The organism is Prosthecobacter algae (assembly GCF_039542385.1).
Taxonomy (GTDB): domain Bacteria; phylum Verrucomicrobiota; class Verrucomicrobiia; order Verrucomicrobiales; family Verrucomicrobiaceae; genus Prosthecobacter; species Prosthecobacter algae.
The window spans coordinates 114023-129207 of sequence record NZ_BAABIA010000010.1; the positions used below are offsets into that span (position 1 = coordinate 114023).

14 protein-coding genes and 1 tRNA gene are annotated in these 15185 nt (G+C 59.2%); 4 read left to right on the top strand and 11 right to left on the bottom strand.

Translation table 11 applies throughout. The annotated features are described in order from the left end of the window. Positions 1-65: 65 nt before the first annotated feature. The 8 genes from ABEB25_RS21055 to ABEB25_RS21090 form a co-directional block, all read right to left on the bottom strand. Positions 66-1382, bottom strand: coding sequence for a sulfatase-like hydrolase/transferase (locus ABEB25_RS21055; protein ID WP_345738417.1), 1317 nt, complete (start codon positions 1380-1382; stop codon positions 66-68). Positions 1383-1429: 47 nt separating this feature from the next. Beyond that, positions 1430-3163 (bottom strand): YHYH protein, encoded by a 1734-nt coding sequence (locus ABEB25_RS21060; protein WP_345738418.1) that lies wholly within the window; start codon positions 3161-3163, stop codon positions 1430-1432. A 76-nt stretch (positions 3164-3239) separates the two neighbouring features. Beyond that, positions 3240-3500, bottom strand: a complete 261-nt coding sequence (locus ABEB25_RS21065) for a Precorrin-3B methylase (protein WP_345738419.1) — start codon at positions 3498-3500, stop codon at positions 3240-3242. A 48-nt stretch (positions 3501-3548) separates the two neighbouring features. Beyond that, positions 3549-5012, bottom strand: coding sequence for a hypothetical protein (locus tag ABEB25_RS21070; RefSeq protein WP_345738420.1), 1464 nt, complete (start codon positions 5010-5012; stop codon positions 3549-3551). After that, positions 5009-6178 carry a leucine-rich repeat domain-containing protein gene (locus ABEB25_RS21075; RefSeq protein WP_345738421.1) on the bottom strand — a complete coding sequence of 390 codons (1170 nt, stop codon included), beginning with the start codon at positions 6176-6178 and terminating at the stop codon, positions 5009-5011. The genes ABEB25_RS21070 and ABEB25_RS21075 overlap by 4 nt, the downstream gene beginning before the upstream one ends. A gap of 20 nt (positions 6179-6198) precedes the next feature. Beyond that, on the bottom strand, positions 6199-7323 hold the full coding sequence (locus tag ABEB25_RS21080) for a dienelactone hydrolase family protein (RefSeq protein WP_345738422.1): 1125 nt from the start codon (positions 7321-7323) through the stop codon (positions 6199-6201). Positions 7324-7355: 32 nt separating this feature from the next. Then, a complete protein-coding gene (locus tag ABEB25_RS21085; protein WP_345738423.1) occupies positions 7356-8768 on the bottom strand; it encodes a DUF1552 domain-containing protein in 1413 nt (470 codons plus the stop codon). A gap of 197 nt (positions 8769-8965) precedes the next feature. Next, positions 8966-9040 (bottom strand) — tRNA-Val (locus ABEB25_RS21090). Between the two features lie 2 nt (positions 9041-9042). Here ABEB25_RS21090 and ABEB25_RS21095 point away from each other — a divergent pair. From ABEB25_RS21095 to ABEB25_RS21110, 4 genes are all read left to right on the top strand, one after another. Then, positions 9043-9309: a hypothetical protein gene (locus ABEB25_RS21095; protein ID WP_345738424.1), complete on the top strand. Its 267-nt coding sequence runs from the start codon at positions 9043-9045 to the stop codon at positions 9307-9309. A gap of 61 nt (positions 9310-9370) precedes the next feature. Beyond that, on the top strand, positions 9371-10294 hold the full coding sequence (locus ABEB25_RS21100) for a sugar phosphate isomerase/epimerase family protein (RefSeq protein ID WP_345738425.1): 924 nt from the start codon (positions 9371-9373) through the stop codon (positions 10292-10294). Positions 10295-10361: 67 nt separating this feature from the next. Then, positions 10362-10739 carry a four helix bundle protein gene (locus ABEB25_RS21105; protein ID WP_345738426.1) on the top strand — a complete coding sequence of 126 codons (378 nt, stop codon included), beginning with the start codon at positions 10362-10364 and terminating at the stop codon, positions 10737-10739. Positions 10740-10802: 63 nt separating this feature from the next. Then, positions 10803-12272, top strand: coding sequence for an MFS transporter (locus tag ABEB25_RS21110; RefSeq protein ID WP_345738427.1), 1470 nt, complete (start codon positions 10803-10805; stop codon positions 12270-12272). Between the two features lie 105 nt (positions 12273-12377). On the opposite strand, the gene ABEB25_RS21115 is transcribed toward ABEB25_RS21110, so the two are convergent. Genes ABEB25_RS21115 through ABEB25_RS21125 form a run of 3 tightly spaced genes read right to left on the bottom strand, consistent with a single transcriptional unit; the run spans position 12378 to position 15095 of the window. Then, positions 12378-13070 carry a pseudouridine synthase gene (locus tag ABEB25_RS21115; protein ID WP_345738428.1) on the bottom strand — a complete coding sequence of 231 codons (693 nt, stop codon included), beginning with the start codon at positions 13068-13070 and terminating at the stop codon, positions 12378-12380. Between the two features lie 48 nt (positions 13071-13118). Then, entirely contained in the window at positions 13119-14171 is a 1053-nt protein-coding gene (locus tag ABEB25_RS21120) for a uracil-DNA glycosylase family protein (protein WP_345738429.1), read from the bottom strand. A gap of 6 nt (positions 14172-14177) precedes the next feature. Continuing rightward, positions 14178-15095: a DUF2167 domain-containing protein gene (locus ABEB25_RS21125; protein ID WP_345738430.1), complete on the bottom strand. Its 918-nt coding sequence runs from the start codon at positions 15093-15095 to the stop codon at positions 14178-14180. Between the last annotated feature and the right edge of the window lie 90 nt (positions 15096-15185).

Genomic DNA, 15185 nt, shown 5'->3' on the forward strand with positions numbered 1-15185 from the left:
CTTCCTCAGCTATGGGGAGGTTCAGCGCTGTCGTCAATCCTATGCGTGCAGGTGCCTGTTGTGGGTCAGCGTTTTCTTGATCGCAAGGGGGCCTCCCCTCGTTCCATCGCCGTCATGGCGGCTTCCCCGAGGCCGGCGCGGAGGTGCATCTTCAGTTCTTGGGTCAGTTTCGCGGCGAGGTGGGGATTTTCTCGGGCTAGATCGCGGGTCTCGCGGAGGTCTTTTTTGAGATCAAAGAGCAGGCCTTCATGGCTGTCCCAAAAGTACAGCAGCTTAAAATCGCCGCGCCGGAGGGCGGACTGGTGATGGGCCACCTCCACGGCCTGATGCCAGACAAAACGATCCACCGGACGCTGCATCTTGCCGGTGCCGTCTTTGACCAAAAGGGGTTTCCAGCTTCCACCTTCGAGGTCTTTGGGCAGGGAGAAACCAGGGGAAGCAAAGTCCAGCACGGTGGCCGTGAGGTCATAGCTGATGACGGGCTCGTCGCAATAGGCGGCACTTTTGATCCCGGGGCCGCGCACGATGAGGGGCACACGCAGGCCGCCTTCACCTAGGTCGCCCTTACCGCCATTGAGAAAGCCTGTGCGACCGCCATTGTCGGAGGTGTAGATGACGAGGGTGTTGTCGGCGATGTGGAGGTCTTCCAGCTTTTTCATGAGGCTGCCCACGCAGGTGTCTAAGTCCTCCGTCATGGCTGCCATGACCGCCCGATCACCTCGGCCTCCACCACCTCGCATGTCCGTGTATTTGGCTACTGTGGACTTCAGGGCCTGCGCCTGGGGATGCACAGCATAGTAGGAGAGCTGGATGAAAAAAGGCCTCCCCTCTCTCACCTGCGTTTCCATGAAAGCATTCGCCCGCTCGGTGAGGCTGAAGGAGCGCTTTGGGTCTTCGGGATCGGGGGAGTCTCCATCTTCATTCCGGGTGATGCCATCGCTGACATCGTAGCCCATGGAGGCCGGGGTGTGGAACCACTGCCACTTGCCCAGATGGGCTGCGCGATACGCGGGGTTGGCCCGTTTGAGAACATTCACCAGCGATTCGCTCATCGGCGCACTCCAGTTCCTTGACGATTTGTCGGGGGCATTGAGCGTCGTGGTACTGCGGCCCATCTGGATGGCGGCGCGGGAGCACTCGCATTTGCAGTGGGCCGCATAGGCCTGAGAAAACGTCACTCCCTGGGCCGCAAGCCGATCGAGGTGAGGCGTCTGGAAGACTCGGCTGCGGCTCGCTTCTTCACTCGGCATCATCGCCACGGAAGTGCCATTCCAGGCCTGATCATCGGCGAGGATGAAAACGATGTTAGGTGCTCGGTCAGCACAGTGAGCCGCCACGCTGAGCAGGAGGCTGAGGCAACCGAGGGAAAAGCGAAGATTCATGGATATCTTGAGATTAAGGCAGGCGGATGGTTTCCTCGCACCCTATTTCAATTGCCACCTTTTCGGTTAGGTCTTTCGCGCCGGGCAGGGGGTGGCGGCGGTGGCTCTTCGCCACGGCCTTCCATGGCGCTGCTTTGGCGGGCATAAACCACCCGCAGATCCGCCGTGGCGAGGATCTTATCCTTGATCGCTGCAAGCAAGACCTCGCGGTTCACCTGGGAGGCCGGTTCGCGTATTTGGGCTGCTGCAGACAGGGCATAGACGTGCAGCACATAAGTTTTCTCTCCGGGGCCTTTCGAATGGGGTGGCTCATAACCCATGTTTCCCCGAAAGCCGGTCCCCAGCTTGCCCACACCTTGCACATTTTTGGGCAGGCTCGTCACCGTGGCGGGGATGTCCCACATCGTCCAGTAGCCCTTCATTTCGTTGCCAGGGGCTTCATGATCCATGATGAGCGCATAGCTGGTGGTTCCAGCGGGTGCGCCTTTCCAGGCTAGGGGCAAAGTGGCTCCACTGCCATCGCCCGTGAAATCTGCGGGCAAGCTGCCACCTTCCTCAACGGCGGAACTGGTCAGCACAAAACCACGGGTCGAAGTGGATGCGGCCTTCTGCGTCTGAGTGCTTTTTTCACGAGAAGCGGGTCGTTCCTCTCGCATGGGTGGGCGTTCACCTTTGCGCCTGTTTGGGCGGGGTTCGCCTCCTTGGCCTCTGCCTGCTTCACGTGCGGTATACACTTCCTTCACGAGGCCATCCTTGCCGTTGTCATACTCGAATGGGTAGGTGCCATCGGCTTTGATGGTGTAAGAGACGGAGCGTTTTTCTCCGGCCACAGCGTAGCTGAGCCGATAGCTGTCGGTTCCGGTGCTTTCAAAGTCTGTGATCTCGGCGCCTCGCAGGGGGGGCGTATCCGGGCGCACGGGTGAGGCGCGGGGCTGGGGATCCACCTGACCTTCCGCCTCGGTGACTTCCCCGTGAAATCCGCCCATCACATACGGATACTTGGTGGAGGCATGGTAGTGGTAACCCAGGGCGCCAGTTTCATGGCCGTGGCAGATATCCAGCTTGCCCACCGGTGATCCATCCGGCTCGGTGAGGCCATAAATCGGGTAACCATCAAGAGCGTAAGCGATGGGTAGCCCCTTGCCCACCGTGGCTTGTAAATGCAGAGGGGCAGCGTGGTAATGATAGTCATCGGCACGGCCACAATGGCCGCCCCATTGATCGAGTTCACCGATTTCCTGAGACACCTCACCACGATTGTTTTGCGGATTAAAAATGGGGATGCCATTCACCGCCAGCGCGATGGCTCCGCGCAGGAAACGACCCTTGATCAAGGCGGGTTCTTTGGCGGGCACCGGGTGCAATGGGATGCGCCAGGCATTGCTGCCCACGTAGGACTGTGGTAGCGGCACCTGCTGCTGCCACGCCGTGATGCCCACCATCATGCCGTGGTCTGGCAGGCCATTGGAGCCGACGTGGAGAAAGTCTGCGTCCCAGCGAAGCTGGAGTTTGGGGAAGGCTTGAAAAGGGCGTGACTGAGTTGGCGCATTTTGCGCCTGGGCCACGGCGGCTGCGGCGAGATTCAGCGTGGAGGTCGTGCTGGCGATCTGTGGGATCTTGATCTCACCTTTGGACGGCTTCTGTTTCTGTTCCCACTCGGTCAGCAGGTGTGCACGAAGGGCTTCATCGAAGATGGGGGCCGCATCCGCTTTCCAAGAATGGGCCTGCGCCTGCTGGAATGTGATGAGACTGCCTAACAACAAAAGATAAAGAGGGCGCATGCCCTATGATCGTTGGCTTGTGTTAAGCCTTCGTATCGAAACCGGGGGAGATTTGTGAAGGATTGGTAAAGGTCCGTCAGTGGCCACCCGGGGGAGTCCGCCCTTCGCCAAAGTACTTCTCACTGCGATAGCGCAGCCACACGCGGAGTTCTTGCGGGATCTTGTCCTTTTCAGGCTCGGTGAGGGTTTCGTAGAGGGCCTTGTCCCGCTCCCCGCGACAGGCCCGGTTGTTATGAGCCTCCCAGTAGCTGCGTGCCACGCGGATGCGCCTGCACACTTCTTTGATCAAAGCCGCGCCCGCCAGAGGCTTGTCGGAGGGTTTCTTTTTGGCAGGCATGAGGGAAAGCTAACCTGATAAGAGGGGACCACCAGGGCTAAATCATGTTCAGCGTTTGGCCACGGGACCCTTCTTTTTCTTCTGGGCTTCCGTGAGAGCCTTGTGTGTGTCTTCACCGATCCACAGATCCGTTGCCCGTGAAGGCTGGCCTTTTTGCTCACTGATGACATTGGCCAGCAGCACGTCCCCCACGGCGATGTCTTGGAGGGTGACCTGCTTGTTGCCCTTCCACACGCGGGTGGTCTCCGCCACCTGCAGGATGCTATGGCCAAAGTCAGGCGGGCGCTGCATGTCGCCATTGTAATCTTTCACCTCAGGAAGCTGCCAGCCGATGTGCAGCCGGCCTTCGGTCAGTCGCAGGTTCTTGACTCGCCAGGTCACCGCGTTGCTGGCCTGGTGGCTGAATTCATCGCTGACGAGAGATGCTTGGGTGAAGGCTTTTTTCGAGTCCTGATACAGATGAAAACGGCAGCGAGTGCCTAACGGGATATCTGACAAGAGGGCGTCTGCATTCAGGTATTTCACGATACCTTCCGGGATCAGGGTGAAATCCACTAGCTCTCCGTTGCGCTCCGTTTTAAACTGGCCGGTGCCAGTAGCAACATCGGCTTTCACCAGTTCACCAAAGACGAGATGCTCTGAAAACAGCGGCGGTTTTTGGCCAGGCTTGAGCTGATACCAGGAATGGTCACGGTTGCTGAATTCCGTGCGGAAAGGGAATTGTTCCGGATATTCCTTGGCGGGATTTTCCAGCAGTTCCTGGTTCTGCATGCGGCCAAAGCCGTAGCCCATGAGGCTTTCGCCATAAAACTGGTCCTGCGTTTTCCAGCCCGCGCCGAACATGCGGACCACACGCCCTTTGCGGAAGCCTTCGAGCATGTTGCTGACTTTCACCACGATCTGTACGCCGCTGCATCCATAACCATCCACGGGCACGTCACGGACTTCGACGAACGAAAAACCTTCCCCATCCACAGGAGGGTTCCAGGTGCGCAATTCATCATTGGCCACGCAGAGTTTGCCGCCGCCTTTGCCCACAACAAAATCGGCCATCCAGGTTGTTTTGAAGAGCTCTGGCTGGCCGCTGAAAAAAGTGACGGTGACCAAATTGCTCTCCGTTTGGTCAATCCGACCGGCAATGCCACGCACTTTCGTGAACTCGATGAAGCGTTTCCGTTGTTCGGGATCGGCAGGTTGCTCGTCCTCAGTCGTGATGAGCCGGGTAAGCCTGCCCTCTGCATCCGGCAGCATGAGAAAGGTGAGTTTTGTCCCCAACGGCACTTCGCGCAGGTCGGCCTCGCTGCCGCGGTAACGCATGATCCCAGAGGGAATTAGCGTGAAGTCGATCAGCGCGCCATCTTCCGTGCGGAACTGGCCGCTGCGATGCACAAAGTCTGCCTGCACGAGCTCGCCGTGGACGCGTTGTTCCGTGCCGAGTTTCGGGAAAACGGGTATCTCGGCGAGCAGCGAAGAAGCGCCCAGGAGAAGGGTCAAAAAGCGCGTGATCATCATTGAAATTTCACGTCCACGTTCGGCAACAGGGCTTTGATTTTTGCCTGAGTTTCAGCGGGATAACTTTGGGGGCGACGGATGAGCTTGAGCTCCTTGAGAAAGGCGAAGGCGCGCAATTGCGGCAGGCGTTCATCGGGGAGATTCAGGCCGCCGATTTCCAGTTGGTGAAGCTGGGTTAGCTGGGTGGCGAGTTTCAGCCCTTCATCATCCAGCTTGTCACAGCGGGTCAATGTCAGTCTTCTCAAAGTGGGGATGGCGCGTACGGCAGCGATGCCTTCAGGACGGTCGAGTCCATCGCCTAACTGCAAGTATGCCAAAGGTAACGCTTCCAGGTTTTGCAAACTCGCAGGGCTGGCATTGGGGGTGCCCATCTCTAGGCCTTTGACCTTCGTGAGCTTTTTCAGATGCACCGCCCCGGCATCGGTAAACTTCGCGTGGGCGAGGCTCAGGCTTTCCAAGTTGGGCAGGTGATCGCAGAGTTGCTTCAGGCCTTCGTCATCAATGCTGCTGCCTCGGTGGCTGACTTTGACCAGCTTGGTGAAGCCTTCGAATTTGGCATAGGCGCGGCCTGTGATCTTGGTGCCGACGAAGGAAAAGGATTCCAGGTTTTTCAGCCCGGCCAGTTGCTCCATGCCTGCATCGGTAAGCGGCCCGTTGTTGGTGAAGCGCAGGCTTTTGAGGGTGGTCAGCTTGCCAATCGGAGTGATCCAGTCATCCCCCAATTGGGTGGCGATGATGTTGAGAGATTCCAGCGCACTGAGGTGGCCGAGGTGGGCAAAGAAGTCGGCATCGTAAGGGTCGTCTTTTCGATGATCATGAGGTCCGGCATTGGGGATGGCCAGATCCACCAGTTTCAACGTCTCGAAGATCGCCACTGGGCCCCCCACAGCCTTTTGGAGACTTTCAGGAGTGGTATTGATCGTTTCGATTTTGCCCTTCGCGGCCTCTACCGTGCGGGCGATGGCTTCTGCGTGAGGATGTTCTGCTGCTGCGATCAGAATGGCTTTTGAGTGTTCCAGCAAAGCCTGTTTGAGCGCAGCATCGGAGGTGGAAGCGATGATGCCATCCAGTTCGGTCTCAGAAGAGATTCGCGAAAGGTCTGGCCCTGCCGCGCATGTGGATGTGGCAAAGGCGAGAAGTGAAAAGAGGGTGAGAGATAGCTTCATGAAAGTAGGGAAAATCGGGTTCACTTGGCCAGTTGACCTTCGCGCTGGAAGGTCTGCCAGTCGGCTGCATAGGCCGCATTGAGCAGCCAGGAGGCCGTGGATTTGTCCCCCGTGAAATCGGCGATGGGAGCGATGGACAGTGTTTGATAGCCACCCTTAGCCGGGTTCCAATTTTGGCCCAGATAACCCTCCTGTGTTTTCAACTCGTTGAGCTTGCTGGGAAGAGCCTCCGTAGGCACGCGGGCGGTGAAGCTGTGACGGAGGAAGGAGAAGACAAGAGGCCAGGTCTTTTCGCCGGGGCCATGGCCCGTCTTGGGCTCCACCGCATAGTGCCAGAGGGCGTGGTGCTTTTGCCGCATGGCCTCCACGATCGCCATGTTTTCTTCCTTGGAGGGACGGGCGAAAAAAGGGTCGTCTTCACCAAAGATAATGAGGCCTGGCACCTGCGCGGCGGCTGGCTGATAAACTTGGTAAGTGGTGCCGGGGCGCATGGAAACCCAGGCCCAGACGCGGGTGTCTTCGGCGGCCGGATAGATGGCTGAAAAGCCCGTGCCATTCGAGTGGCCGTAAAGAAACAAAGGCGCGTGGGCAAGCTCAGGATGCTGGGACTTTGCCGCGAATGCTTGCAGCCGTTCATCCAGCAGACTGCGTGGCCAGAAGCCGCGCTGCATCGGATTGCCGATGAACTTGAAAAGCCCCAGCTTCAGTTCACTGGCGATCCGGCGCATCTCCGCATGTTTGTACAATGTCTCACCGCTGCCATGGCCAGAAATGACCACGATGCCACGCACCGTGCCGACGTTCTCCGGCAGCCAGAGGTCAAATTTGACGTCCTCCTTTTTGCCCTCACCCTTTTGCTTCACCACCTCGCGCCACTGCGCGTCTTCCAGCTTCCAGTCCCAGTGTCGCTCAATGGCCTGGCCTGTGGATGGAGTGCCCCACTTTGTCTCATCCAGGATGCCATCCCAGGCCTGCTGGTTCTTCACGCCGGTATTGGCACGCACCCAGCCGATACTGTGGCATTCTGGAAGTTGCAGGGTTTCGGTGATTTCCAGATCCGCCGCCTCAGCCGGAGGGCTAAAGACAGCGAGCAGCAGCAAGACGGCAGCCTGATAAAAACGCAGGCGGGGCAGTGGCGAAGACACGATGATGTTAAATTTAGTTAGGCGGTTCAGGTTCAGACGATCTCAGAGACCGGCCCCAGGCTGTCCACAAAGGACTCGGTATTCACTTCCATCTTTTGCATCATGGTCAGCAGCACGTTGTTGAGGCGGGCTTTTCCGTCTTTCGGTTTGCCGCAGAGGCTGCGCCATTCGTCATAACCCAGCGAGTAGTCTTCCTTCAGATGCGGGCGATTGTAGTCCAGGTGCTGGCCATGTTTCAGGCCCAGACCTTTGCCGCCGGCGAGGAGGATGGGCAGGTTGCTGTTGCAGTGGCTGTGGCCGTAGCTCATGCCGCTGCCAAAGAGCACCATGGTGCGGTCCAGCAAAGGTTCTTCGCCATCTTGAATGCTGCGCAGCTCATCCAGGAAATGGGCAAACTGCTGCATGATGAAGGCATCGCTTTTGGCCAGGCGCTCAAGCACCACGGGGTCGCCATTGTGATGAGAAAGATTGTGCCGTGCCTGCGTGATGCCGATCTCAGGAATGGCGAGGCCGTTACCCTCACTGCCGTTCATGTAGGTCACCACGCGGGTCATGTCGGTGCGCAAGGCCAGAACGATGAGGTCAAACATGGTGCGCCAATATTCACCTGCTTGGGCTTTGGGAACATCGCGCTGGAAAGGTGCTGCTGATTGGGCCTCAATGACGGGTTTGGGTACATCCAGCCAGGCGTCCAGCCGCTCGGTGCGCTGTTCCACATCGCGCACGGCATGCAGGTATTCGTCCAGCTTGTGGCGGTCTTCATTGCCCAGGCCACGGCGGAGGTCACTGGCATCGTCCAGCACGGCATCCAGCACGGCATCCAGCACGCTGCGGCGTTTCGTCAGGCGGGCGCGTTGCTCGGCAATGCCGCCTTTTTCTTCGCCGAACAAACGATTGAATATGTTCTTTGGGTTGTCTTCTGCGGGCAGTGGCACGCCATCGCGTGAGAATGCCAGGGTGCTGCTATTGAAGGGCTGACCGGTGCCGGAGGAGATGGAGAGTTCCAGGGAAGAGAAACGCGTTTGCTGGCCCACGCTCTCGGCCATCATTTGGTCTGCCGAGATAGAGTTCTCATACTTCCGTCCGCCTTGGGCATCAATCTTTGCACCCGTGAGCCAGGTATCTGCACAGACATGTGCCTGACCAAGGCCATTCGGGTGATGCAGACCGCTGAAGACCGTAAAGTCGCCACGATGTTTTTCCAGAGGCTGGAGGGAAGGGGACAGCTCGTAACCGCGTCCAGGCTGTTTGACCTGCCAGGCCATGCCATTGACGCCGTTCGGGATGTAAACAAACACACTGCGCCGGGGTTTGGTCACTACAGCGGCGGCCCGCACTCGCAGCGGCATCATCGCATCCAGCAAAGGGAGGGCCATGGTGGTGCCCAGGCCGCGCAAAAAGTGGCGGCGGTTGAGAAGCCAGCGTTGGGAAAGGATGTTCGACATGACGGGGCGTGGTGAAGTGGCGTGGATAGAACGCTCGGGCGCCGCTGAGTTTACCAAGCTCGTCCCCCCGAATGTTCGGGGGCGCAGAGGTGCCAACGATCCAGATCGTGAAACTGCCCGAAGGGGGAGCATTCGAGTGCAAAAGGTCGGCTTATTGGACTGCCGAAGGACGTCATCTCCTGTCGTTGTTGAGGAGATGGTGCGCGGTACAGGATTTGAACCTGTGACCCCCACCATGTCAAGGTGATGCTCTACCACTGAGCTAACTGCGCGTTTGTCGGATGAATTCTTTAATGCCTCGAAGGCAGGTGGGCAACTGTTTTTTCAGGGGGAAGCGGTGAGCCAGGACCGAGAGGAGGCAGATTTCTCGCTGCACCGGTGGATTTCCGAAGGCTTCCGCCTTACGGGCGCAGCGGCATGGGCACCCGTTTCGTGCCATCAACCCTTGAAATCTGAAGACATGATGTGGCGTCAATCGAGCGTGCAAAAGCAGAAGCCCATCTCGTTTTCGCAGGCCGAGGCCACGTGGAAGGGAATCTAATCGAACGGTAAAATTAATATTCGTTTCTTCGCGACGTTCAGTACACTTCATTTTTTCCATCATGACCACTCGCCGTTCTTTCCTTGCCACCAGCCTCAGTGCCCTGGGTGCTGCCTCACTTCCCGCCATTGAGCCGATCAACCGGGCGGGCAAAAGCCGCATGCAGTTGGGTGTGGCGGCCTACAGTTTCCGCGAGCGTTTCCAGTGGATGCGCGGCAAGGAGCAGAAGGCCAAGGAAGGGCAAAAACCGTGGAGCATCTTGGATTTCATCGACTGGTGTGCCGACAACCATGTGCCGGGAGCCGAGGTGACCAGCTACTTTTTCCCGCCTGATGTGGATGAAAAATACCTGCTGGAGGTGAAACGCCACGCTTACCTGCGCGGTGTGCAACTGGCCGGGACGGCGGTGGGCAACAACTTTGCCCTGCCAAAAGGGGAGAAGCTGGATCAAGAGATCGCCGATGTGAAACGCTGGATTGATTACTCCGCGATCATGAGCGCCCCGCACATTCGGGTGTTTGCCGGACCGCAGCCGAAGGGACTGAGCGAAGAGGAAGCCGTGGCGAACTGTCTGGCAGCCTACCAGGAGTGCCTGGACTACGCAGCCAAAAAGGGTGTCTTCCTAGGTCTGGAAAACCACGGCGGCATCGTGGCCGAGCCTGAAAACCTCATCAAGATGGTGAAGGCTGCTAACAGCCCCTGGGCGGGCATCAATTTTGACAGCGGCAACTTTCACACAGAAGACCCGTATGCCGATCTGGCCAAGATCGCCCCGTATTCCGTGAATGTGCAGCTCAAGATGGAAATCAGCCGCAAGGGGGCCGCCAAAGACGAGCATGAACCCAGCGACGTGGACCGTGTGTTGAAGATCCTGCGCGAGGCGAATTACCAGGGCTGGTTCACTCTGGAATACGAGGTGAAGAACACCGACCCGCTGGTGGAAGTACCGAAGATTCTTGAGATGCTGCGGCCGAAGCTAGCTTGATAGAAGTTGGCGATGGCTGAGCGGTGGCTGAACAATTGTTGAGCAATGGTTTAAGAGTCAGAAGACTATGAGAAAGCAGTTCCCTTTCGAAAAACTGGAAGTCTGGCAGGATGCGCGCCGATTGGTTGGTGCGGTTTATGAACAGACGAGTTCGTTTCCAAAAACTGAGTTTTATGGGATCACAAACCAGATCAATCGTGCCGCCGTTCCCGTGGCGAACAACTTGGCCGAAGGCTCAGTTCGCGCCAGCCTTAAAGATCAGGCCCATTTCTCCAATCAAGCCTATGGCTCATTGATGGAAACAGCATCGGACATGATCATCGCTACCGACCTGGGTTTCATTCCACCTGAGAAATCAGATGCAGTTCTCGATGCAGCTTTTGACCTTAGCGTCCGTATCAACAACCTCCGCGAATCCCAGCTAAGGCGCTCCCAAACTTCTTAAACCACTGCTCAACAACTGTTCAGCCATCGCTCAACCACCGCCAACTTCCTCCCTCCCCTCTCCATGCCCGCTCCCAAACTCACCTCCACCCAATGGCTGATCTGCTTCATCGCGGCGATCGGTTTCGCCTTCGACATTTATGAATTGCTGATGCTGCCACTGATTGTGAAGCCAGCGCTGGCTTCCCTGGGCGGCGTCGGGCCGGATGGGGTGCCGCTTTTGCTGCCGGGGACGCCGGAGTTCACGCAGTGGGCGCGCATGCTGTTCTTCATCCCCGCTCTGGCGGGGGGCGTCTTTGGCCTCATTGGCGGTTATTTGACGGATCGCCTGGGCCGTCGCCGGGTGCTGACTTACAGCATCCTTCTCTATGCCTTTGCTGCTTGCGCGGCTGGCTTCTCGCAGAACTTGTACCAGCTTCTCTTCTTCCGCTGCCTCGTCTTCATCGGCGTGTGTGTGGAGTTCGTGGCGGCTGTGGCCTGGCTGGCCGAGCTGTTCAAAGACAACGTGCAGCGTGAAAAGGTGCTGGGTTACACTCAGGCATTCTCCTCCATCGGTGGTCTGCTTGTGGCGGGTGCCAACGTGTTGGCGGCCAAGTTTGCGCTGGATCTGCCCGCCATTCATGGCGGTCATGAGGCCTGGCGTTACACGCTGATTTCCGGTGTCATTCCAGCCCTCCCGCTCATCTTGATCCGTCCGTTCCTGCCAGAGTCCCCCGAATGGGCCCGCAAGAAAGAAGCCGGTGTGCTCAAGCGCCCAAGCATCCGCGAGCTGTTCGCTCCAGAGCTCATCCGCACCACGGTGCTTACCACCCTGGTTTTCGCTGCCAGCTATGGCATTGCCTTCGGTGCTATCCAGCAGCTTCCGCAGATCCTCGGTGCCCAGGCGCTGAATACGCCGAATGAAGCCGGTCATGCCGCCATGATCGCCACCGCCAAAGGTGCTGTCGGCAAAGCGGTGCAGGAAGCCAAGGCCGAGGGCAAACCTGAAATCCCAGCCGGTAAAAAACGCCAGATCGGCGGCAACGCTAGCGATGCAGCCGTGGCCCAGATCACCTTCTGGCAGGAAATCGGCGGCATGATCGGCCGCATTGCCCTGGCTTTCCTGGCGGTCGTCATTGTCAGCCGCCGCAGCCTGTTTCGTGTATTCCAGATTCCCTCGCTCATCCTGGTCCCGCTGCTCTTCTGGTGGATGTCCGGCCAGCTCAACAATCCGGAGAGCCTGGGCATGATCAAGATCGGCATCTTTGTCGCTGGTTTCCTCACAGTGGCCCAGTTCAGCTTCTGGGGGAACTACATCCCGCTGGTCTTCCCGATGCATCTTCGTGGCACAGGGGAAAGCTTTGCCGCTAACATTGGAGGTCGCGTACTGGGCACGGCCGCTGCCTGGATCACCCTGACCCTGGCCGCCTCTGACAAGCCTGATCCCGCCCGCATCGCCATCGTCGGTGCCTGTGTGGCCGGTGGTTATGCCCTCATCGGGGCCATCCTCACCCAGTTCCTGCCAGAGCCGAAGCCGGATGCCGAGGAGCATTGATCTTCGACGATCATCACCATCATCCCACGAAAGGGCGGCAGCGATGCCGCCCTTTTTATTTCAGTCTGGGTAGGGACGCGCTGCGCCCCGTCCGTGACTGGGATTTTATACCTCTTCAGGCATATCCAGCATCCGCCATTCGCCCGGGGCAAGATCGCCCAGGGTGTAGTCACCGAAGCGGCTGCGATGCAGCTTCTCCACATGCCAGCCCTGGCTGGCAAACATGCGGCGCACTTGATGGTACCTGCCCTCCATCAGCGTAAGCCTGGCAGTGAGAGGGCTGGTGATCTCGAGCTGCGCCGGCAGGCAGGGTTTGTCCTCACCGCGTAGCATGACGCCGCCGCTGGCAAAGGTGGCAACGAGGGCAGGGTCCAGTTCCCGGTCCACGGTGACTTCGTAGATTTTTTCCACCTCCGCCTTGGGGGAGGTGTAGCGGTGGACCAGGGGCCCCAGGTCCGTGATCAGGATCAGGCCACTGGTGTCCTTGTCCAGGCGGCCAATGCTGGTCACCGAGGGCTTGCGGGCCATCCAGCGCGGGGGCAGCAGTTCGTAAATCGTAGGGCCTTCGCCGTCGCTGTGAGTACACACATGGCCTAACGGTTTATGTAACAAGGCGAGTAAGCCGTGGGGCGCCTCCATAGCCTCATCGTCCAGAGTGACGTCTTCCGCCTGAACTTTCGTGTCCGCTTTTTTGACGACTTCCCCGCCAAGACGCACACGCCCGGATTTCACGAAATCCGCGACTTCCCGGCGCGAACCGTAGCCGAGGGAGGAGAGCAGTTGATCAAGGCGGGGCACGCCTTGAGGCTAGCGGCTGCGCGGCTTTGCGCAAGGCGGGAGGGCGCGTCAAAAAGCGCGCAGTTCGATGCCGCCGCAGTCCTGGCAGCGGCTCACTCCGGCCTGAAACTGAGCTTGGCAGCCGGGACAGTAGAGCGCGGAGCCGGGTTGCTGGGCAGGCGCGGGCTCCAGGTCCGCCACCGCGAGGCCCTGCTGCCCAAGGAATGACTCCAGTGCCCGGCTCTGCAGATCGGCTGTGGCGGCAGGCTGGTAGCGGGTCTGCTTCCACACCTGCGCCGCTAGCTTTTTCCAGGCTTCATCGCCTAGCAGGCTGCGGGCTGCCAGAGGGTGGCTGGGAAAGGGCATGGCCACCTGGCAAAAGTGGTCGGCTGCACGCATGGCATGCTGGGGCAGCAGGGCAATGGCGAGGGTCTTCCAGAAGCGGTAGGGAAGACCTCTGGCCCGGCGGAAAAAGACAACGGCCTGGGTGAATTGCAGCACGAAGAGAACGCCTGCTGCCCAGAGTATTTCCACATCATCGCCTAACCAACGATAGAGAGCGACGAGCACGCCGAAGGTCCAGAGGAAAATGAGGCTGGCCAGCCCGCGCAGCAGGCGCGTCTGGCCGGTGAGGGCCTCGGCATGCCCGATCAGCGGGTCGCTCTTCAGTGTGGCTTCTGCATGGCGGAGGAAGTCTGCTTCACGAGCTTCCTGGGCCAGGGGAGCCCATTGTTGCACTTGTTGTTGGGCCTGCCGGGCGTGCTCCTCGCTGAGACAGCGGACACGATGCCCTGGGGCCAGGTGCAGGGTGCGGCCCTCGGTCCGTAGGGAAAGGCGCTCCCAGGGCAGCAGCAGCGGCCTCAGCCGGTCTGCCCGCACCTCCAGTCCGTCAGCAGCGGGAACGAGCAGCCAGGGCAGGGTGGTGACATGGGCCTGCAAAGGCGGCAGAAAGGCGAGCAGGGCCGGGGACCCGCCCGCCAGCTCCACCGGCTGAAACGGGCGGCGGGCCTGCCAGCTAGATCCATGGCCCAGCAAAAGCAGGCTGCGAGGCGGCAGCCAGCGCAGGCACTCCAGCAGGTAAAGGGCCACGAAGAGCAGCAGCAGGGACTGGCCGTCGGTCATGGACGGTCAGATCTGTTCCTTCTTGCCGAAGAGCTTGCCGATGAGGCTTTTGAGGGCAATGCCGATACCAGCGATGACGACGATCACGGCTTTGCCCATCTTCGCGAAGAGGCCGCCCAGTTTGGCAAAGAGACCCATCTTGCCAGCAGCCACGGCAGCGCCACCGGCCACCAGGGCAGTGAGGCCGTATTTGGCCACCTTGTCACCTTCACGATACTCGGCATAGCTGTTGCCGGTGACATACTGGAAGCCGGCGATGATGCTCTGATACTGCGGCACCAGGGTGTCCATTTCTTCAGGTCCGCAGACGAGGTCCACCTCCATCACCCCATGGCGGCCCAGGAGCCGGGTGCTGTAGTTGATTGACTGCCCGTTTTTGGAGCCGATCCGCAGGGCCCACTCCAGATTTTTCGTCTTGTCGTTGAAGCGAGGGGGCACGGCCCAGCCCAGCAACTGAAGTTCCTCCAGGCCCATCTCACGGCGGCGCTCGTTGCCGATCTCTTGACCTTCCTTGAGGGATTTCAGCATGGCATCAGCATCCAGCTCGTTCTTCTCATCGTCTTTGACGTAACCGGAATCTTCAAACTCAAAGATGACCCAGGGGCCATGGCCTTCGGTGGTCAGCATGCCCAGTTCGGAATCGCCCGGCAGGTTGCCATACATCTTCAGCAGGGAGCGGGTGCCGTTGCCATCGGTGAAGCGCCAGCCTTTGGGAATGGCCACCTCCGCCATGCTGCCCACCTTGGCCTTGCCTTCACGGGTCCAGCCCAGGGCCTCGATCTCGTTGAGGAACTCCTTTTCCCTGGCGGCCTGCTCTTCAGCCGTCGGCTCAGCGGCGGCGGGCTTGGTTTCCTGGGCGTTGAGGAAAGGGACGACGAGGCCCATGAGGAGACCTGCCAAGGTGAGGGTGCGTAGGGTTGACATAGGATCTCCAGTGGGAGTTGGAAAGAGACTAGCGGCGATCCAGAGCAGGCGTCAAGCCAAGGAAGATGGCGATTTGCAAACCTTCGTTAG